This window comes from Phenylobacterium sp. CCH9-H3, from assembly GCF_001557235.1.
Taxonomy (GTDB): domain Bacteria; phylum Pseudomonadota; class Alphaproteobacteria; order Caulobacterales; family Caulobacteraceae; genus Phenylobacterium.
Genome location: NZ_LSJI01000083.1, coordinates 1 through 18,550 on the forward strand (window position 1 = coordinate 1; position 18,550 = coordinate 18,550).

The following is an 18,550-nucleotide window of genomic DNA, read 5'->3' on the forward strand; positions in this document are numbered from 1 at the left end:
GGGCGGCGTTCTTCATCCGCCTGCCGGTCGGGGCGGCGGGGGAGGTCCGATGCGCGGCGTGATCTGCGATGACCATCCGCTGATGCGCGAGGCGCTGGCCGGGGCGATGCGCGACCGTTGGCCGGACGTCGGCCTGGACGAGGCCGGGGACTATCCGACCGCCTGGGCCCTGGCCGCGGCCGTGCGGCCGGACTTCCTGCTGGTGGACCTGTCCATGCCGGGCGCCGACCCGGTGGCGGGAATCCAGGGACTCCGCGCGCGAGCGCCCGGCGCGGCCATGCTGGTGGTCACCGGCATCCAGGACGAGGCCGTGCTGGAGGCCGTGCGGGCCTGCGGCGTGGCGGGGGTCTATTCCAAGAACGCCAAGGCCGAGCTCCTGATGGAGGCCATCGGCGCGCGGGTTCCCGGGCTGAAGGCGTGCGAGGCGCAGCGCCTGCCGCCCCGGCAGCGCGAGGTGCTGGGCCTTTTGGCGGAAGGCCTGACCAACAAGGAGATCGCCCGCCGCCTGGGCATCTCGCCCGCCACGGTAAAGGTGCATGTGGCGCGGCTGAGCGAATGGCTGGGAGCCGTCAATCGGACCGACGCCGTGGCCCGCGCCCAGAAGGCGCGGATCATCTGAAGGTGGCGTCTGCCGCTAGTGGGCGACGACCCACTGGCTGACGTAGGCGTGGGTGGCTCTGGCGAGCTTGGGCGGGCCCGAGAAATAGAACTCGCTGCCGAACATGACTTTGCGTTCGCGCCAGGTGAGGGCGCCGGTGTCTTCGGCCTGGAGGACCGAGCGCAGCTTCGCGCTCTTCCCGTTGGGCACGAAGGCGACGTAGGTAGCGTCCGTCATCGGGTAACTCCAAACATGGCCCCGGGGACAAAAAGAGCTTGAGTCTCCGACAGTTCCAAGCGGCTGCCGCTGGGCAGGGCGTCGCAGGCTGGACAAGGCCCGGGCGAGCGGGCGAGGTGCGGCCCTGTTCGGATCTGGAGGTATGCCTGTGAGGTTGGGATCGCTTGCCCTGGTGCTGTCGCTGCTGGCGACGCCGGCTCTGGCCGACGAGATGGCCGAATGGCGGGCGCAGGCGGCGCGGATCAGCATCGCCCGGGACGACTGGGGCATCGCCCATGTGAAGGGCAAGACCGACGCCGACGCGGTGTTCGGCATGGCCTACGCCCAGGCCGAAGACGACTTCAACCGGGTGGAGACCAACTACCTCACGAACCTGGGCCGGATGGCCGAGGCGGAGGGCGAGAAGGCGATCTGGCAGGACCTGCGCCAGCGGCTGTTCATCACGCCCGAGGGCCTGAAGGCCGACTATGCCAGGAGCCCGGCGTGGCTGAAGGCGCTGATGGACGCCTGGGCGGACGGGCTCAACTTCTACCTGGCGACGCATCCGGAGGTGAAGCCGCGGGCGATCACGCGTTTTGAGCCCTGGATGGCGCTCTCGTTTACGGAAGGCAGCATCGGCGGGGACATCGAACGGATCTCGCTGAAGGAGCTGGAGGCGTTCTACGGCGGCACGCGCTCGGCGGCCGTCGAGGACCCGTTCGCGTTCAAGGAGCCGTCGGGGTCGAACGGGATCGCGATCGGCCCGAAGATCACAAGGGACGGTCACGCCCTGCTGCTGATCAACCCGCACACCTCGTTCTTCTTCCGCTCGGAACTGCAGATGACGAGCGAGGAGGGGCTGAACGCCTATGGGGCGGTGACCTGGGGCCAGTTCTTCATCTACCAGGGCTTCAACGAGCGCGCCGGCTGGATGCACACCTCGAGCGGCGTGGACGTGGTGGACGAGTTCGCCGAGACGATCATCCGCACGCCAGGCACCCTGATGTACCGCTATGGCAAGGAGGCCCGACCGGTGACGGTGTCGACCGTGGCCGTGCCGTACCGGGGGGCGGACGGGTCGATGAAGAGCCGCAGCTTCACGGTCTATCGCACCCACCACGGGCCGATCGTGCGGGCCGAGGGCGAGAAGTGGATCGCCTTCTCCATGATGCACAAGCCGGTGGAGGCGCTGCAGCAGTCGTTCCTGCGGACGAAGCAGACCGACCTGGCCTCGTTCCTGAAGGTGGCGGACCAGTTCAAGGCCAACTCGTCGAACAACACCCTGTTCGCGGACAGCAAGGGCGCGACGGCCTATCTGCACCCGCAGTTCATCCCCCGGCGCGACGACCGGTTCGACTATACGAAGCCCGTCGACGGGGCGAATCCGGCGACGGACTGGAAGGGGCTGCACGCCCTGACCGAGGCGCCGCGGGTGATCAGCCCCGGCGTGGGCTGGGTCTACAACGCCAACGACTGGCCCTATGCGGCGGCGGGGCCGGACAGCCCCAAGCGCGAGGCCTTCCCCAAATACATGGACGAGGCGGGCCAGAACCCGCGGGGGCCGCACGCGATCCGGGTGCTGGAGGGGCGGACGGACTTCACCCTGGAGCGCCTCGTGGAGGCCGCCTACGACCCGTACCTGACCGCCTTCGCCCGGCTGATCCCGACGTTGACGGCTGCGTACGACGCCGCGCCGGCGGGCGATCCCTTGAAGGCGAAGCTGGCCGAGCCGGTCGCGGCGCTGCGGGCCTGGGACTTCAAGTGGGCGGGCGCCTCGACCGAGACCTCGCTGGCGGTGTTCTGGGGCGAGGCGCTGTGGGCCAAGGCGGCGCCGGCGGCGCGGGCGGCGAAGATGAGCGTCTGGGACTATATGGCCACGCGCAGCAGCGACGCCGAGCGGCTGGCGGCGCTGAGCGAGGCCACGGACCGGCTGACGGCCGATTTCGGGACCTGGCGCACGCCCTGGGGCGAGATCAACCGCTTCCAGCGGCTGACCGGCGACATCGTGCAGACGTTCCGGGACGACGGGCCCAGCATCGCCGTGCCGTTCACCTCGGCCCAGTGGGGCTCGCTGGCCTCGTTCGGGGCGAAGCGGTACCCGGGGACCAAGCGCTACTACGGGACCAGCGGCAACAGCTTCGTGGCGGCGGTTGAGTTCGGGCCCAAGGTGCAGGCGGTGGCGATCAGCGCGGGCGGCGAGAGCGGCGACCCGAAGAGCCCGCACTTCAACGACCAGGCCCAGCGCTATGCGGCCGGGGCGCTCAGGCCGGTGTACTTCTATCCCGAGCAGCTGGCCGGACGGACGGAACGGACCTACCGGCCTGGGGAGTAGTGGGCGCCGCCCGCGATCGACCTTGTGCGCGCCGTAGGCGCTGCCTTTTTGAACCACGAACCACACGAACCACACGAACGCGTCTCGTCGTTCGCAAGGCCGGCGACCCCTGGACCCGTTCGTGTGGTTCGTGTCGTTCGTGGTCGAATTATCGGCGCTGACGCGCCACGGCGGGGGAGGGTGAGCCTCAGGCGGCGAGGCGCTGTTCGGGCTGGTCGCGGAGCATGTAGCCGCCGCCCCAGACGGTCTCGATCCGGGCGTCGCCGCCGTTGGCCGCGGCGATCTTCTTGCGCAGCTTGCAGACGAAGACGTCGATGATCTTGGGCTCGGGCTCGGACATGCCGTTGTAGAGGTGGTTGAGGCACTGTTCCTTGGAGAGGGCGGTGTTCTTCCGCAGGGAGAACAGCTCGAGCATCTTGTACTCGCTGGGGGTGAGGTGGATCGGCTGGCCGGCCACTTCCGCCCGGCGGGTCGCGAGGTTGAGCGCGATGGGGCCGGTGCGCAGGACCGAGTCGGTGTGGCCGCGGGCGCGCCGGACGACGGCGGCCAGGCGGGCCAGGAGCTCGGCCTTGTGGAACGGCTTGGCGACCACGTCGTCGGCGCCGGAGGCCAGGGCTTCGACCCGGGCCTCGACGCCGGCCTCGCCCAGCATGATCACCGGGGCAGGGACCTTCCGCGTCCGCAGGGCCCGCAGGGTCTGGACACCCGTCATGTCCTCGAGGTCGACCGCCAGGAAGATGGCGTCGTAGTCGTAGATGCGGGCCAGGTCGCAGGCCTCCTCGCCACAGTCCGTCGTATAGACGGTGTGGCCTTCGGCGGTCAGCAGGAGCTCCAGGCTCTTGGCGGCGGCGGCTTGGCTTTCAACGACGAGGACTTGCATCACCGATTCTCCCGTTTCTGGCTGAGCCCGGGGCGGATCGCTCTGGCGTCCGCCCGGCCTCGAATTCGTTAACCATGTTGAACCACGGGGACGGGGTCGGCCGAAATCCGGGCCGTTTACCTATGGAGATTCCCGTAGGGGTTGATGCGGGGGCGGCGCGGTCTGTCCGGACGCAAACGGTCGAACGCAACGGGGCGCGTGCGCTGGGACATCGTGACGAGGGGAGTTTCCCCGCAAGTGGCGCGAGTGACGGGGCTCGAACCCGCGACCTCCGGCGTGACAGGCCGGCGCTCTAACCAACTGAGCTACACCCGCGCAGGACCGTCTGGTCTTGCGGAAGGCGGCTCTCATATGGGCGGGTCGGAATCGTGTCAACGGACAAGTGCGCGGCATTTGGCGCGAGGGTCGCGATCGCGGTGGAAAACCGGGCCGCTCCAAGACATTGCGACGCATTCGCAAGCGTTGGAACCAGCGTCATTTCGCGTCGCACAAGGGCAGTTTGAAACGCCCGGATGATCGGTCTAGAAGGGCGCCGCGACTCCCGCCGGAGACTCCATGGAAGCCTATTTCAAAGAGTACCTGCCCATCGTGATCTTCCTCGGGATCGCGGCGGTGCTGGGCATTGTCTTCATCCTGGCCGCCACCGTGCTCGCGCCGAAGGCGCCGGACCCGGAAAAGCTGTCGTCGTACGAGTGCGGATTCAACGCCTTCGACGACGCGCGGATGAAGTTCGACGTGCGGTTCTACCTGGTCTCCATCCTGTTCATCATCTTCGACCTGGAAGTCGCGTTCCTGTTCCCGTGGGCCGTGTCGCTGATGAAGCTGCCGCCGGACGTGGCGAAGTACGCCTTCTGGTCGATGATGACCTTCCTGGGCGTGCTGACCGTCGGGTTCATCTACGAGTGGAAGAAGGGAGCCCTGGAATGGGAGTGATCGTTCCCCCCAATTCAGCCGTCCCGGCCCTGTCCGCCGGCCGTTCGACCGTCGAGGGCTATGACCCGCAGAAGCACGACCCGTTCTTCGACGGCGTCTCGCAGCGCCTGGCGGACAAGGGCTTCGTCACCGCCGGCGTCGACGACCTGATCACCTGGGCGCGCACCGGCTCGCTGATGTGGATGACCTTCGGCCTGGCGTGCTGCGCCGTCGAGATGATGCAGGCGTCCATGCCGCGCTACGACCTGGAGCGCTATGGCTTCGCCCCGCGGGCCAGCCCGCGCCAGAGCGACGTGATGATCGTCGCCGGCACGCTGGTGAACAAGATGGCCCCGGCGCTGCGCAAGGTCTACGACCAGATGCCCGAGCCGCGGTACGTGATCTCGATGGGCAGCTGCGCCAACGGCGGCGGCTACTACTACTTCAGCTATTCGACGGTGCGCGGCTGCGACCGGATCGTGCCGGTGGACGTGTACGTGCCCGGCTGCCCGCCGACCGCCGAGGCGCTGGTCTACGGCGTGCTGCAGCTGCAGAAGAAGATCCGCCGGACGGGGACCATCATCCGATGAGCTGGCCGGTTTCGGACTCCGACCTCGGGAAGCTGGGCAAGGCGATCCTGAAAGAGGCCAAGGGCGTCGTCACGGGCGCCGAGGTGGCCTATGGCGAGCTGACGCTGACGGCGCCGGCGGCCCGGATCGTCGAGGCGCTGACCTACCTGCGCGACGTCCAGGGCTTCCACCAGTTGATCGACCTGTGCGGGGTGGACTATCCCGAGCGCGAGAAGCGCTTCGACGTCGTCTACCACCTGCTGTCGATGACCAAGAACCGCCGCGTGCGGATCAAAGTGCAGACGGACGAAGACACCGCGGTGCCGTCGGTGGTGGGCGTGTTCTCGGCCGCCGACTGGTTCGAGCGCGAGGCGTTCGACATGTACGGCGTCTTCTTCGACGGACACCCCGACCTGCGCCGGATCCTCACCGACTACGGCTTCCACGGCCATCCGCTGCGGAAGGACTTCCCGATGACCGGCTACGTCGAGGTCCGCTACGACGAGGAGCTGAAGCGGGTGGTCTACGAGCCCGTGAAGTCCGTGGAATGGCGCAACTGGGACTTCCTCTCGCCCTGGGAAGGCGCGGAGAAGGGCTTCGCCGCCCTGCTGCCGGGCGACGAGAAGAGCCGGGGAGGCGCCAAATGAGGGGCGCGGCCATGATTGCCATGAGCGCGTCGGCCGCCATGACGGCGCCTGCCATGGGACAGGAGGCTGCCAAGCCTGTAGCCGGCTGCATCATTGCGGCCCTGCACTACAAGGGCCGCATGTCTGAGGGCGTTGAAATCCCGAAAAGTGTGGACGAGGGCCTGACCTACTGGATGGCCGAATTCGACAGGGTCCAGCCGGACCGAGCCAAGCAGGAGCAGTTGCTCGATGGCGCCCACAAGGCGCTGGAGAAGGACTACGCGACGATGGGCTTGGCCGGGAGCCAGAAGATGCTGCACGTGAGCCACTTCCTCGCCCTCTGCGAAGTGGAGCGGCAAAAGCGCGAGGCCAAGCCATGACCGGCGACAACGCTCCCGCCCAATCCACCGACTACTTCCACGACCCCAAGGTTCCCGAGACCCCGGTCCGGAAGTTCAACATCAACTTCGGCCCGCAGCACCCGGCGGCCCACGGCGTGCTGCGCCTGGTGCTTGAACTCGACGGCGAGGTGGTGGAGCGGGTGGACCCGCACATCGGCCTGCTGCACCGCGGCACCGAAAAGCTGATGGAGGCGCGGCCCTATCAGCAGACGATCCCGTACATGGACCGCCTCGACTACGTGGCGCCCATGAACCAGGAGCACGCCTACTGCCTGGCGATCGAGAAGCTGCTGCAGATCGAAGCGCCGTACAGGGCGCAGCTGATCCGCACGCTGTACGACGAGATCGGCCGGATCCTGAACCACCTGCTGAACGTCACGACGCAGGCGATGGACGTGGGCGCCCTGACGCCGCCGCTGTGGGGCTTCGAGCCGCGCGAGCAGCTGATGGTGTTCTACGAGCGGGCCTCGGGCGCGCGGATGCACGCCAACTACTATCGCGTCGGCGGCGTACGGCAGGACCTGCCGGAAGCGCTGGTGCGCGACATCCTGGACTGGTGCGACGGCTTCCCGCGCATCTGCGACGACATCGAAGGCCTGATCACGGGCAACCGCATCTTCAAGCAGCGCAACGTCGACATCGGCGTGGTGACGAAGGAAGACGCGATCTCGCGTTCGTTCTCGGGCGTGATGGTGCGGGGCTCCGGCATCCCGTGGGACCTGCGTCGCAGCCAGCCCTATGCGGCCTATGACGAGATGGAGTTCGACGTTCCGCTGGGCGTGAACGGCGACTGCTACGACCGCTACCTCTGCCGCATGCAGGAGATGCGGGAGTCCACGAAGATCATGAAGCAGTGCTGCGAGCGGCTGCTGAAGACGCCGGGCCCGGTGCTGATCGACGACAACAAGATCGCCGCGCCGCGCCGGGGCGAGATGAAGCGGTCGATGGAAGCGCTGATCCACCACTTCAAGCTGTTCACCGAGGGCTATCGGACCCCGCCGGGCGAGGTCTATGCCGCGGTCGAGGCGCCGAAGGGCGAGTTCGGGGTCTATCTGGTGAGCGACGGCACCAACAAGCCGTACCGGGCCAAGATCCGCGCGCCGGGCTATCCGCACCTGCAGGCGATGGACTGGATGAACCGCGGCCACATGCTGGCCGACGTGTCCGCCATCCTGGGCTCGCTGGACATCGTGTTCGGGGAGATCGACCGGTGAGCGCCACCACCCAGCTCAGCCCCGTCGACCTCGTCCAGGGCCAGTTCGACGCCTACAACGCCCAGGACCTGGACGCCCACTGCGCCTTCTTCGCCGACGACGTGGTGGTGGCCGACCTGAACGGGGCGGTGAACATCCAGGGCATCGCGGCCTATCGCGCCAAGTACGTCCAGGTGTTCGCGGACTTCCCGCAGAACCGGGCCGAGCTCCTCAACCGCATCGTGGTGGGGAACACGGTGATCGACCACGAGCACGTCAGCCGTTCGCCGGGCGGGGAGACCTTCCAGGTGATCGCCATCTACACCATCGCCGGCGGCAAGATCGCCCGCGTGGATTTCCGTAAGTGAGGCCCGCGTGAGCGTCCGCCGTCTTTCTCCCCACCAGCCCGCCAGCTTCGAGTTCACGCCGGCGACGCTGAAGGCCGCCAAGGGCTGGATGGCCAACTTCCCGGCGGGCCGGCACCAGTCGGCCATGGTGCCGATCCTGTGGCTGGTCCAGAAGCAGGAAGGCTGGGTCAGCGAGCCCGCGATCCGCGCCGTGGCCGAACTGCTGGGCGTGCCGGTGATCCGGGTGCTGGAGGTGGCGACCTTCTACACCATGTTCATGCTGGAGCCGGTGGGCACCCACGCCCTGGTGCAGGTGTGCGGCACGACGCCCTGCCAGACCCGCGGCTCGGAAGCGCTGATGGCGGTCTGCAAGCGCAGGATCGGCCCGCAGAACCATCGCTCGGCCGACGGCAAGTTCTACTGGCAGGAAGTCGAGTGCCTGGGCGCCTGCGCCAACGCGCCGATGGCCGCCATCAACGACTATTACTACGAAGACCTGACGCCCGAGAGCTTCGAGAAACTGCTGGACGAGTTCGCGGCCGGCAAGAAGCCCAAGCCGGGCTCGATGATCGGCCGCCAGGGCTCGGCCCCGGAAGGCGGGAACATCACCCTGACCGATCCCAAGCTGTTCGACGGCTCGCTGGGCAAGAAGATCAAGATCCCGAACCTGCCGCCCAAGGCCGGCAAGCCGGCGAAGGAGAAGGCGTGATGGCGGGCATCCTCGCCGACAAGGACCGCATCTTCCTCAATCTCTACGGCCAGCGTGACTGGGGCCTGGAGGGGGCGAGGGCGCGTGGCGCGTGGAACGGCACGGCCGACATCGTCGCCCAGACGCCCGAGTGGATCTGCGACCAGATCAAGGCCAGCGGCCTGCGGGGCCGGGGCGGGGCGGGCTTCGCCACCGGCCTCAAGTGGACCTTCATGCCCAAGCAGGAGAGCGAGCGTCCGCACTACCTGCTGGTCAACGCCGACGAGTCCGAGCCGGGCGCGTGCAAGGACCGCGACATCCTGCGCAACGATCCGCACCTGCTGATCGAGGGCTGCCTGATCGCCTGCAAGGCCATGCGGGCGCACACGGCCTACATCTATATCCGCGGCGAGTACGTGCACGAGCGCGAGCGCCTGCTGGCGGCGATCAAGCAGGCCTATGACGCCAAGCTGATCGGCCCCGGCAACATCCACGGCTGGGACGTGGACGTGCGCGTCCAGCATGGGGGCGGGGCCTACATCTGCGGCGACGAGACCGCCCTGATGGAGAGCTTCGAGGGCAAGAAGGGCCAGCCGCGGCTGAAGCCGCCGTTCCCGGCCGGCGCCGGCATCTATGGCTGCCCGACCACGGTGAACAACGTCGAGACGATCTCGGTCGTGGGCACCATCCTGCGCCGCGGGGCCGACTGGTTCGCCGGCTTCGGCACCGAGAAGTCGACCGGCACCAAGCTGTTTGCGGGCTCGGGCCACCTGAACAAGCCCTGCGTCGTCGAGGACGCTGTGGGCATCAGCGTCAAGCAGCTGATCGAGGACCACTTCGGTGGGGTCCGCGGGGGCTGGGGCAACCTGAAGGCCGTGATCCCCGGCGGCATCTCGGTGCGCATGATCCCCGCGGATCAGTGCGAAGAGGCCGTGATGACATACGAGGACCTGCAGGCGCGGGGCTCGGGCCTGGGCACCGGCACCATGATCGTCTTCGACAAGGACGCGGACCTGGTGAAGGCGATCGCGCGGGCGGCCTATTTCTACAAGCACGAGAGCTGCGGCCAGTGCACGCCGTGCCGCGAGGGCACCGGCTGGATGTGGCGGGTCATGGAGCGGATGGTCACCGGCGAGGCCGAGATGTCCGAGATCGACCTGCTGCTGGACGTGGCCAGCCAGGTCGAGGGCCACACGATCTGCGGCCTGGGCGACGCGGCCGCCTGGCCGATCCAGGGCCTGTTCCGCCACTTCCGCCACGAGGTGGAAGACCGCATCACCCAATACCGCGCGCGCAAGGGCTCGTACGCCGGCGCCTCGATCGCGGCGGAGTAAGAACGGATGCCTATCGCCAAGGTCGACGGGGTCGAGGTCGAGTTCGAAGCCGGGATGAACGTCCTGCAGGTGGCCGAGCTCGCCGGTAAGGAGATCCCGCGGTTCTGCTATCACGAGCGCCTGAGCATCGCCGGCAACTGCCGCATGTGCCTGGTCGAGGTGAAGCCCGGCCCGCCGAAGCCGCAGGCGTCTTGCGCCCTGCCGGCCGCCGAGAACATGGAGATCTTCACCGACACGCCGATGGTGCGGAAGGCGCGCCACGGCGTGATGGAATTCCTGCTGATCAACCACCCGCTGGACTGCCCGATCTGCGACCAGGGCGGCGAGTGCGACCTGCAGGACCAGGCCATGGGCTATGGCCGCGACGAGAGCCGCTACGCCGAGAACAAGCGGGCCGTCGAAGAAAAGTACATGGGTCCGCTGATCAAGACGGTCATGACCCGGTGCATCCAGTGCACCCGCTGCGTCCGTTTCATCACAGAAGTGGCCGGGGTGCCGGATATCGGTCTCATCTCCCGCGGCGAAGACGTTGAAATCACGACCTATCTGGACAAGGCCGTGGCGTCGGAGCTGTCGGCCAATGTGATCGACCTGTGCCCGGTGGGCGCGCTGACCTCCAAGCCGTACGCCTTCAACGCCCGGCCCTGGGAGCTGAAGAAGACCGAGAGCGTCGACGTGATGGACGCCATCGGCTCGGCGATCCGGGTGGACGCCCGCGGGCCGGCGGTGCTGCGCGTGCTGCCGCGCACCCACGAGGCGGTCAATGAGGAGTGGATCTCGGACAAGACGCGCTATGCCGTGGACGGGCTGTCCCGCCAGCGGCTGGACCGGCCCTTCATCCGCGAGAACGGCAAGCTGCGTCCCGCGACCTGGGCCGAGGCGTTCGACGCCGTGGCGGCCAAGGTGCAGGCGGCCAGCCCGGAGCGGATCGGCGTGATCGCCGGCGACCTGCAGGACGCGGAGTCCATGAAGGCCGCCAAGGACCTCTTCGGCGGGATGGGCGTGAAGAGCCTGGACTGCCGCCAGGACGGCATGGCGCTGGGCGGCGGTCAGCGCGAGAGCTGGCTGTTCAATTCGTCCCTGCAAGGTCTTGAGGACGCTGACCTTATCCTGATGGTCGGGACCAACCCGCGCCTGGAGGCGCCGGTCCTGAACGCCCGGATCCGCAAGCGCTGGCTGGCCGGGGCCGTGCGCATCGCCATGATCGGCGAGGCGGTCGACCTGACCTACGACTACGCGCACCTGGGCACGGGCGCGGCGACCCTGACGGGCTTCGCCAAGTCGAAGGCGCCGTTCGTCCAGGCCCTGAAGGAAGCCAAGGCCCCGGCGATCATCGTGGGCTCGGGCGCCCTGGCGCGGGCCGACGGCGCGGCCGTGCTGCAGGCGGCGGCCGGGGTCGCCAAGACCTTCGGCATGACCTGGAACGTGCTGCACACGGCGGCGAGCCGGGTCGGCGGCCTGGACCTGGGCTTTGTCCCGGCCGCGGGCGGCAAGACGGCCGGCGAACTGGTGCAGAAGGGCGGGGCGGACGTGCTCTTCCTGCTGGGCGCCGACGAGATGGACCTGTCGAAGACCGACGCCTTCGTCGTCTACCTCGGCACCCATGGCGATGCGGGGGCGCACCGCGCCGACGTGATCCTGCCGGGCGCCGCCTACACCGAGAAGAACGGCCTCTATGTGAACACCGAGGGCCGGGTGCAGATGGGCTTCCGCGCCGTGTTCCCGAAAGGTGAGGCCAAGGAGGACTGGGCGATCCTGCGGGCGCTCAGCGAACGCCTGGGCGCCAAGCTGCCGTACGACAGCCTGGACGAGCTGCGGGCGCGGCTGTTCGAGGAACACCCGACCTTCGGCCGTATCGACTATGTGCCGGCGGTCCCGGCGGCGGTGGACTTCGCGGCCCTGGGCGCGAAGGGCGAGCTGTCGGACACCCCGTTCCGCAGCGGGCTGAAGAGTTTCTACCTGTCCAATCCCATCGCGCGCGCCAGCACGACGATGGCCGAATGCGCCTCGCTCGCCTCGGGCGCGGCCAAGATCGCCGCGGAGTAGGGGCCGATGGAATTCTGGAGCACCCCCGTCGGCTGGACCCTCATCACGGTGGCCCACATCCTGGCCGTCACCGTCGTCCTGCTGCTGACCATCGCCTTCATCATCTACGGCGACCGCAAGATCTTCGCGGGCGTCCAGGCGCGGAAGGGCCCGAACGTCGTGGGCCCGTTCGGCCTGCTGCAGTCCTTCGCGGACCTCGGCAAGTTCCTGATCAAGGAGCTGGTGATCCCGGCGGGCGCGGATAAGGCGGTCTATCTGCTGGCGCCGCTGATCAGCGTGACCCTGGCGCTGGGCGCCTGGGCGGTGATGCCGATCGCGCCCGGCTGGGCCGTGTCGGATATCAACGTCGGCATCCTCTACCTGTTCGCCGTGAGCTCGATGGGCGTCTACGGCATCATCATGGGCGGGTGGGCCTCGAACTCGAAGTACCCGTTCCTGGGCTCGCTGCGGTCGGCCGCGCAGATGGTCAGCTACGAGGTCTCGATCGGCTTCGTGATCATCACGGTGATCCTGCTGGCCGGCACCATGAACCTGAACCAGATCACCGAGGCCCAGGCCGGCGGGTTCTGGAACTGGTACATGTTCGGCGGCGGCCTGCAGAACCTGCCGCTGATCCTGATCATGTTCCCGATGGGCGTGATCTTCTTCATCTCGGGCCTGGCCGAGACCAACCGCCCGCCCTTCGACCTGCCCGAGGCGGAGTCGGAGCTCGTGGCCGGCTACGCGGTGGAATACGGCTCGACGCCGTACATGCTGTTCTACCTGGCCGAAACGGCGAACATCGTCCTGATGAGCGGCCTGATGGCGGTGCTGTTCCTGGGCGGCTGGAACGCCCCCTGGCCGACGCCGTACCTGGCCGCGTGGCCCGCGTGGCTGGTGGGCCTGCACGGCCTGTTCTTCTACGCCATGAAGACCTTCTTCGTGTTCTTCATGAACGCGATGGTGCGCTCCATCGTGCCGCGCTACCGCTACGACCAGCTCATGCGGCTGGGCTGGAAGGTGTTCCTGCCCACCTCCCTGGTGGCCGTGGCCGTGGTGGCGGGCTGGCGCGTCTACACGGGCCTGCCGGGGGCGGGGCAATGAAGGCGGCCGTCGCGATCCTGGCCCTCGTGTCGCTGAACGCCTGCGCGAGCGGCGCGGGCTTCGGCAAGAGCGGGGGCATCGCGACCTATGACGACCTGAAGGCGGCGCAGGAAGCCTGCGCGGCCAAGGGCGGGACCCTGAAGCTCCAGAAGAACGGCGACGTCCAGTACCTGGACGACTACGCCTGCGAGAAGAAGTGATGCTGAACCGGATCGGACAGGCCCTGAAGGGCGCGGCGCTGATGGACTTCGTCGGCGCCTTCGGGCTCGGCATGAAGTACATGGTCGCGCCGAAGAAGACCGTGCAGTACCCGCACGAGCGCAACCCGCAGAGCCCGCGCTTCCGCGGCGAGCACGCGCTGCGCCGCTATCCCAATGGGGAAGAGCGCTGCATCGCCTGCAAGCTTTGCGAGGCCATCTGCCCGGCCCAGGCGATCACCATCGAGGCCGAGCCGCGCGCCGACGGCAGCCGCCGGACCACCCGCTACGACATCGACATGGTGAAGTGCATCTACTGCGGCCTGTGCCAGGAGGCCTGCCCGGTGGACGCCATCGTCGAGGGGCCGAACCTGGAGTTCGCCGTCGAGACCCGCGAGGAGCTCTACTACGACAAGGAGCGCCTGCTGGATAACGGCGACCGCTGGGAACGCGAGATCGCGAAGAATCTGGAACTGGACGCGCCGTACCGCTAAGACCGCGGCGCGATTCCAAGCACTGCATTTCGACCCGTCGAACGCCCGTCAAAGGCCGCCGGCGACCTGAGTAAAACCGAGGGACAAAGAAGAGCCGAATGGCCCTGCAGGCGATCGCATTCTACCTCATGGCGGCGGTGACCGTGGCCGCCGGATTCTGCGTGGTCTCGGCCCGCAATCCGGTGCACTCGGTGCTGTGGCTGATCCTGGCCTTCTTCTCGGCGGCGGGGCTGTTCGTGCTTCTGGGCGCGGAGTTCCTGGCGATGCTGCTGGTGGTGGTCTACGTGGGCGCCGTCGCGGTGCTGTTCCTGTTCGTCGTGATGATGCTGGACGTGGACTTCGCTTCGCTCCGGCAAGGTTTCGCCCGCTACATGCCGCTGGGCCTGCTGATCGCCGCGTTCCTGACGGCGGAGATGGTGCTGGTGGCGACCACGGTGTCGAGCCAGGGCGCGGCCAAGGACAGCCTCACGCCGATGGCGTCGGGCGAGGGCTCCACGCTCTCGAACGCCGAGGCGATCGGGCGGGTGCTCTACACGGACTACATCTACTTCTTCCAGGCCGCCGGCCTGGTGCTGCTGGTGGCGATGATCGGCGCGATCGTCCTGACCCTGCGCCACAAGCCCGGCGTGAAGCGGCAGGTGATCATGGACCAGGTCCTGCGCACGCCGAAGACCGGCATGAAGCTCGTGAACCCCAAGTCGGGCGAAGGGATCGGCGAATGATCATCGGCCTCGCGCACTATCTCGCGGTCGCCGCGATCCTGTTCACCATCGGGGTCTTCGGGATCTTCGTGAACCGCAAGAACATCATCGTCATCCTGATGTCGATCGAGCTGATCCTGCTGGCGGTGAACATCAACCTGGTGGCCTTCTCGGCGTACCTCGGGAACCTCACCGGGCAGATCTTCGCCATGTTCGTGCTCACCGTGGCGGCCGCGGAGGCCGCCGTGGGCCTGGCCATCCTGGTCACCTTCTTCCGCAACCGCGGCGACATCGCCGTGGACGACGCCTCGATGATGAAGGGCTAAGCGCAAGTGGATCCCCAAGCCCTCGTCACCATCATCCTGTTCGGCCCGCTGATCGGCGCGGTCGTCGCGGGCCTGTTCGGCAAGATCATCGGCGACAAACCGTCGATGGCCGTCACCACCGGCCTCTTGTTCCTGTCGGCCATCCTGTCGTGGGTGGTGTTCAGCCAGTGGACCTGGGGCGGCCTGGAGCCGTTCACGGTCACCTACGCCCCGTTCATCCACGTGGGCGAGTTCGTCTCCAACTGGGCGTTCCGCCTCGACGGCCTGTCGGCGGTGATGCTGGTGGTGGTGACCACCGTCTCCTCGCTCGTGCACCTCTATTCCTGGGGCTACATGGCGGACGACCCGGCCAAGCCGCGGTTCTTCGCCTACCTGTCGCTGTTCACCTTCGCCATGCTGAGCCTGATCAGCGCGGCCGACTTCATGCAGCTGTTCTTCGGCTGGGAAGGGGTGGGCCTGGCCTCGTACCTCCTGATCGGCTTCTGGCACCACAAGGCCACGGCCAATGCCGCCTCGATCAAGGCCTTCGTGGTCAACCGGGTGGGCGACTTCGGCTTCGCCCTGGGGATCATGACGGTCTACTGGGCCTTCGGGACCATCGAGTTCGCCAAGCTGTTCCCGATGATCCAGGGCGCCCTGGGCCAGGGCTGGGACTTCGCGGGCGGCCGGTTCTCGCTGATCGATCTGTCGTGCGCGCTGCTGTTCGTGGGCGCCATGGGCAAGTCGGCGCAGTTCTTCCTGCACACCTGGCTGCCCGACGCCATGGAAGGCCCGACGCCGGTGTCGGCCCTGATCCACGCGGCCACCATGGTGACCGCCGGCGTCTATATGGTCTGCCTGCTGTCGCCGATGTTCGAGTACGCCCCGGTGGCCAAGAACATCGTCACGGTGATCGGCGCGGTGACCGCGCTGTTCGCCGCCACGGTCGGCCTGACGCAGAACGACATCAAGCGGGTGATCGCCTATTCGACCTGCTCGCAGCTGGGCTACATGTTCTTCGCCGCAGGCGTGGGCGCCTATCAGGCGGCCATGTTCCACCTGTTCACGCACGCCTTCTTCAAGGCCCTCTTGTTCCTGGGCGCCGGCTCGGTGATCCACGGCATGGCGCACGAGCAGGACATGCGCCGCTACGGCGCGCTGCAGAAGTACCTGCCGATCACCTATGCGGTGATGACCATCGGCACGATCGCCATCACCGGCCTGGGCATCCCCGGGATCGAGCTGGGCTTCGCCGGTTTCTATTCCAAGGACGCCATCATCCACGCCGCCTACGAGGCCGGCGGGGCGGGCCATCCCATGGGCTACTTCGCCTTCGCCATCGGCATCCTGGTGGCGGGCCTGACCGCCTTCTACTCCTGGCGGGTCGCGTTCTTCACGTTCAACGGCCACGCGCGGTGGACGCCCGAGGACCTGGAGCACCACTGGCACAACCGCGACCATGGCCACGGCCATGACGACCACGCGACCTCGGCCCAGGCCGAGAGCCACGACGAGCCGCTGCCGGAGGCCCACCACGACGGGCACGGCCATGGCGACCACCTGCCGCACGAGAGTCCTTGGACGATGCGGATCCCGCTGATCGTGCTGTCGATCGGGGCGATCTTCGCCGGCTGGTTCTTCCATCACCAGTTCATCGGCGCCGAGCAGGGCGAGTTCTGGCGTGGCGCGATCTTCCATGCGCCGGCCGAGCACGCCGAGGCCGGGCACCACGCTCCGCTGTGGGTGGTGTGGGCGCCGCTGGTGGTGTCGGTGGGCGGCCTGCTGGTCGCGGCCTACATGTACATCTGGCGCGAGGGCCTGGGCGCGAAGCTCGCGGCCAACAACGGGCTGCTCTACACCTTCTTCTACAACAAGTGGTTCTTCGATGAGATCTACCAGGCGACGTTCGTCCGCGCGGCGAAGCTCCTGGGCGACCTGTTCTGGAAGGGCGGCGACCAGAAGATCATCGACGGGTTGGGCCCGGACGGGGTTTCGGCGCTGTCGGTCCAGGTGGGCAAGGGCGCCGGTCGCCTGCAGTCCGGCTACGTCTATCACTACGCCTTCGTCATGCTTCTCGGCGTCGCGGGTCTTTTGACCTACGCGCTGTGGGCCTGGGCCGCCTGAGGGGGATGACCTAGATGCCGCTTCTCTCCCTCATCACCTATGCGCCGCTGGCCGGCGTGGTGGCGATCCTCGCGCTGAAGCTCTTCGGCGGCAGCGAGGCCAAGAGCGCCGAGACGTCCAAGTGGGTGGCGCTGATCGTCACGCTGGCGACCCTGGCGCTGTCCGTCCTGCTGGTCGTCCGCTTCGATCCGGCAAACCCGGGCTTCCAATTCCTGGAAGAGACGCCCTGGTTCATGGGCCTCAACTACCGGATGGGCGTGGACGGGATCTCGATCCTGTTCGTGCTGCTGACCGCGTTCCTGATGCCGCTCTGCATCATGGCCTCGTGGCGCTCGATCGAGACGCGGGTGCACGAGTACCTGATCGCGTTCCTGATCCTGGAGACCCTGGTCATTGGCGTGTTCTGCGCGCTGGACCTGGTGCTGTTCTACATCTTCTTCGAGTTCGGCCTGGTCCCGATGTTCCTGATCATCGGCATCTGGGGCGGGGCGCGGCGGGTGTACGCGGCGTTCAAGTTCTTCCTCTACACCCTGCTGGGCTCGGTGCTCATGCTGGCGGCGATCCTGTTCATGATCGGGATCAGCGGCACCAGCTCGATCCCGGAGCTGATGACCTATTCCTTCGCGCCGGAAGTGCAGACCTGGCTGTGGCTGGCCTTCTTCGCCTCGTTCGCGGTGAAGATGCCCATGTGGCCGGTGCACACCTGGCTGCCCGACGCCCACGTGGAGGCGCCGACGGCCGGCTCGGTGATCCTCGCGGGCATCCTCTTGAAGATGGGCGGCTACGGCTTCCTGCGCTTCAGCCTGCCGATGTTCCCCAACGCCTCGGACTATTTCACGCCGCTGGTGTTCGCCCTGTCGGTGATCGCGGTGATCTACACCTCGCTGGTCGCCTTCCGGCAGACCGACGTGAAGAAGCTGATCGCCTATTCGTCGGTGGCGCACATGGGTCTCGTCACCATGGGCATCTTCTCGGGCAACGCCGAGGGCGAGCAGGGCGCGATCTACCAGATGCTGAGCCACGGGGTGATCTCGGGGGCGCTCTTCCTCTGCGTCGGCGTGATCTACGACCGCATGCACACCCGCGAGATCAAGTTCTACGGCGGGCTCGTCACGCGGATGCCGGTCTACGCCGCGGTGTTCATGCTGTTCACCATGGGCAACGTGGGCCTGCCGGGGACGAGCGGGTTCGTCGGTGAAATCCTGTCGATGACGGGCGTCTACCAGGTGTCCACCTGGACCGCGATCCTCGCGGCCACCGGGGTGATCCTGTCGGCGGTGTACATGCTGACGCTCTACCGGGCGGTCGTGTTCGGTCCGATGACCAACCCCAAGCTCGAGGGCATCACCGACCTCAACTGGCGTGAGGTGGCGATCTTCGCGCCGCTGATCGTCTCCACCCTCTACATGGGCGTGCAGCCCAATTCCGTGTTCAACCTGACGCAGGCGTCGGTGGACCAGCTCGTGCGGGTCTACCAGGCGGCGATCGGCGGGTGAGGGGCCAA

20 protein-coding genes and 1 tRNA gene are annotated in these 18,550 nt (G+C 67.5%); 18 read left to right on the top strand and 3 right to left on the bottom strand.

The features are described 5' to 3' along the window. Positions 1 to 49: 49 nt before the first annotated feature. On the top strand, positions 50 to 619 hold the full coding sequence (locus AX721_RS28675; RefSeq protein ID WP_068875380.1) for a response regulator transcription factor: 570 nt from the start codon (positions 50 to 52) through the stop codon (positions 617 to 619). A 15-nt stretch (positions 620 to 634) separates the two neighbouring features. Here the strand turns inward: AX721_RS28675 and AX721_RS07430 are convergent, their stop codons facing one another. Further along, on the bottom strand, positions 635 to 835 hold the full coding sequence (locus AX721_RS07430) for a hypothetical protein (protein ID WP_068875381.1): 201 nt from the start codon (positions 833 to 835) through the stop codon (positions 635 to 637). Between the two features lie 142 nt (positions 836 to 977). On the opposite strand from AX721_RS07430, the gene AX721_RS07435 reads away from it, so the two are divergent. Further along, a complete protein-coding gene (locus AX721_RS07435; protein WP_156467057.1) occupies positions 978 to 3,146 on the top strand; it encodes a penicillin acylase family protein in 2,169 nt (722 codons plus the stop codon). Between the two features lie 187 nt (positions 3,147 to 3,333). Here AX721_RS07435 and AX721_RS07440 read toward each other — a convergent pair whose 3' ends face one another. Both AX721_RS07440 and AX721_RS07445 read right to left on the bottom strand, forming a co-directional pair. After that, positions 3,334 to 4,026 (bottom strand): response regulator transcription factor, encoded by a 693-nt coding sequence (locus AX721_RS07440; protein WP_068875382.1) that lies wholly within the window; start codon positions 4,024 to 4,026, stop codon positions 3,334 to 3,336. Positions 4,027 to 4,264: 238 nt separating this feature from the next. Next, positions 4,265 to 4,341: transfer RNA gene (locus AX721_RS07445), tRNA-Asp, on the bottom strand. A 240-nt stretch (positions 4,342 to 4,581) separates the two neighbouring features. On the opposite strand from AX721_RS07445, the gene AX721_RS07450 reads away from it, so the two are divergent. The 16 genes from AX721_RS07450 to AX721_RS07525 all read left to right on the top strand — a co-directional run bounded on the left by AX721_RS07450 (position 4,582) and on the right by AX721_RS07525 (position 18,542). Continuing rightward, positions 4,582 to 4,959: an NADH-quinone oxidoreductase subunit A gene (locus AX721_RS07450; RefSeq protein WP_068875383.1), complete on the top strand. Its 378-nt coding sequence runs from the start codon at positions 4,582 to 4,584 to the stop codon at positions 4,957 to 4,959. After that, complete coding sequence (locus tag AX721_RS07455) at positions 4,929 to 5,528, top strand: NADH-quinone oxidoreductase subunit B family protein (protein ID WP_197422496.1); 600 nt, start codon at positions 4,929 to 4,931, stop codon at positions 5,526 to 5,528. Before AX721_RS07450 ends, AX721_RS07455 begins: the two co-directional genes overlap by 31 nt. Next, entirely contained in the window at positions 5,525 to 6,154 is a 630-nt protein-coding gene (locus AX721_RS07460) for an NADH-quinone oxidoreductase subunit C (RefSeq protein WP_068875385.1), read from the top strand. The genes AX721_RS07455 and AX721_RS07460 overlap by 4 nt, the downstream gene beginning before the upstream one ends. Before the next feature lie 11 nt (positions 6,155 to 6,165). Further along, a complete protein-coding gene (locus tag AX721_RS07465; RefSeq protein WP_156696805.1) occupies positions 6,166 to 6,513 on the top strand; it encodes a hypothetical protein in 348 nt (115 codons plus the stop codon). After that, positions 6,510 to 7,748 carry an NADH-quinone oxidoreductase subunit D gene (locus AX721_RS07470; RefSeq protein WP_068875387.1) on the top strand — a complete coding sequence of 413 codons (1,239 nt, stop codon included), beginning with the start codon at positions 6,510 to 6,512 and terminating at the stop codon, positions 7,746 to 7,748. The genes AX721_RS07465 and AX721_RS07470 overlap by 4 nt, the downstream gene beginning before the upstream one ends. After that, the gene (locus tag AX721_RS07475) at positions 7,745 to 8,095 is read left to right on the top strand and encodes a nuclear transport factor 2 family protein (protein ID WP_068875388.1); all 351 of its coding nucleotides are present in this window, start codon (positions 7,745 to 7,747) and stop codon (positions 8,093 to 8,095) included. Before AX721_RS07470 ends, AX721_RS07475 begins: the two co-directional genes overlap by 4 nt. Positions 8,096 to 8,102: 7 nt before the next feature. Continuing rightward, positions 8,103 to 8,783 carry an NADH-quinone oxidoreductase subunit NuoE gene (gene nuoE, locus AX721_RS07480; RefSeq protein ID WP_068875389.1) on the top strand — a complete coding sequence of 227 codons (681 nt, stop codon included), beginning with the start codon at positions 8,103 to 8,105 and terminating at the stop codon, positions 8,781 to 8,783. Beyond that, positions 8,783 to 10,096: an NADH-quinone oxidoreductase subunit NuoF gene (nuoF, locus tag AX721_RS07485; protein WP_068875390.1), complete on the top strand. Its 1,314-nt coding sequence runs from the start codon at positions 8,783 to 8,785 to the stop codon at positions 10,094 to 10,096. The genes nuoE and nuoF overlap by 1 nt, the downstream gene beginning before the upstream one ends. 6 nt (positions 10,097 to 10,102) lie before the next feature. Next, on the top strand, positions 10,103 to 12,142 hold the full coding sequence (gene nuoG / locus AX721_RS07490) for an NADH-quinone oxidoreductase subunit NuoG (protein WP_068875391.1): 2,040 nt from the start codon (positions 10,103 to 10,105) through the stop codon (positions 12,140 to 12,142). A 6-nt stretch (positions 12,143 to 12,148) separates the two neighbouring features. Continuing rightward, a complete protein-coding gene (nuoH, locus tag AX721_RS07495) occupies positions 12,149 to 13,225 on the top strand; it encodes an NADH-quinone oxidoreductase subunit NuoH (RefSeq protein WP_068875392.1) in 1,077 nt (358 codons plus the stop codon). Next, positions 13,222 to 13,425 (top strand): hypothetical protein, encoded by a 204-nt coding sequence (locus tag AX721_RS07500; RefSeq protein ID WP_068875393.1) that lies wholly within the window; start codon positions 13,222 to 13,224, stop codon positions 13,423 to 13,425. The genes nuoH and AX721_RS07500 overlap by 4 nt, the downstream gene beginning before the upstream one ends. After that, positions 13,425 to 13,916 (top strand): NADH-quinone oxidoreductase subunit NuoI, encoded by a 492-nt coding sequence (gene nuoI, locus AX721_RS07505; protein WP_068875394.1) that lies wholly within the window; start codon positions 13,425 to 13,427, stop codon positions 13,914 to 13,916. Before AX721_RS07500 ends, nuoI begins: the two co-directional genes overlap by 1 nt. 98 nt (positions 13,917 to 14,014) lie before the next feature. Continuing rightward, positions 14,015 to 14,638: an NADH-quinone oxidoreductase subunit J gene (locus tag AX721_RS07510; protein ID WP_068875395.1), complete on the top strand. Its 624-nt coding sequence runs from the start codon at positions 14,015 to 14,017 to the stop codon at positions 14,636 to 14,638. After that, positions 14,638 to 14,943 (top strand): NADH-quinone oxidoreductase subunit NuoK, encoded by a 306-nt coding sequence (gene nuoK / locus AX721_RS07515; protein WP_156467060.1) that lies wholly within the window; start codon positions 14,638 to 14,640, stop codon positions 14,941 to 14,943. Before AX721_RS07510 ends, nuoK begins: the two co-directional genes overlap by 1 nt. 6 nt (positions 14,944 to 14,949) lie before the next feature. Further along, entirely contained in the window at positions 14,950 to 17,046 is a 2,097-nt protein-coding gene (gene nuoL / locus AX721_RS07520; protein WP_068875397.1) for an NADH-quinone oxidoreductase subunit L, read from the top strand. 14 nt (positions 17,047 to 17,060) lie between these two features. After that, positions 17,061 to 18,542: an NADH-quinone oxidoreductase subunit M gene (locus tag AX721_RS07525; protein ID WP_068875398.1), complete on the top strand. Its 1,482-nt coding sequence runs from the start codon at positions 17,061 to 17,063 to the stop codon at positions 18,540 to 18,542. The last annotated feature ends 8 nt before the right edge of the window (positions 18,543 to 18,550 follow it).

Coding starts and splice junctions, on each gene's coding strand:
- AX721_RS07510 (WP_068875395.1), top strand. CDS start 14,015: ATGGCCCTGCAGGCGATCGCATTCTACCTCATGGCGGCGGTGACCGTG.
- AX721_RS07470 (WP_068875387.1), top strand. CDS start 6,510: ATGACCGGCGACAACGCTCCCGCCCAATCCACCGACTACTTCCACGAC.
- nuoG (WP_068875391.1), top strand. CDS start 10,103: ATGCCTATCGCCAAGGTCGACGGGGTCGAGGTCGAGTTCGAAGCCGGG.
- AX721_RS07435 (WP_156467057.1), top strand. CDS start 978: ATGCCTGTGAGGTTGGGATCGCTTGCCCTGGTGCTGTCGCTGCTGGCG.
- AX721_RS07500 (WP_068875393.1), top strand. CDS start 13,222: ATGAAGGCGGCCGTCGCGATCCTGGCCCTCGTGTCGCTGAACGCCTGC.
- nuoH (WP_068875392.1), top strand. CDS start 12,149: ATGGAATTCTGGAGCACCCCCGTCGGCTGGACCCTCATCACGGTGGCC.
- AX721_RS07430 (WP_068875381.1), bottom strand. CDS start 835: ATGACGGACGCTACCTACGTCGCCTTCGTGCCCAACGGGAAGAGCGCG.
- AX721_RS07525 (WP_068875398.1), top strand. CDS start 17,061: ATGCCGCTTCTCTCCCTCATCACCTATGCGCCGCTGGCCGGCGTGGTG.
- AX721_RS07450 (WP_068875383.1), top strand. CDS start 4,582: ATGGAAGCCTATTTCAAAGAGTACCTGCCCATCGTGATCTTCCTCGGG.
- AX721_RS07465 (WP_156696805.1), top strand. CDS start 6,166: ATGATTGCCATGAGCGCGTCGGCCGCCATGACGGCGCCTGCCATGGGA.
- AX721_RS28675 (WP_068875380.1), top strand. CDS start 50: ATGCGCGGCGTGATCTGCGATGACCATCCGCTGATGCGCGAGGCGCTG.
- AX721_RS07440 (WP_068875382.1), bottom strand. CDS start 4,026: ATGCAAGTCCTCGTCGTTGAAAGCCAAGCCGCCGCCGCCAAGAGCCTG.
- AX721_RS07460 (WP_068875385.1), top strand. CDS start 5,525: ATGAGCTGGCCGGTTTCGGACTCCGACCTCGGGAAGCTGGGCAAGGCG.
- nuoI (WP_068875394.1), top strand. CDS start 13,425: ATGCTGAACCGGATCGGACAGGCCCTGAAGGGCGCGGCGCTGATGGAC.
- nuoF (WP_068875390.1), top strand. CDS start 8,783: ATGGCGGGCATCCTCGCCGACAAGGACCGCATCTTCCTCAATCTCTAC.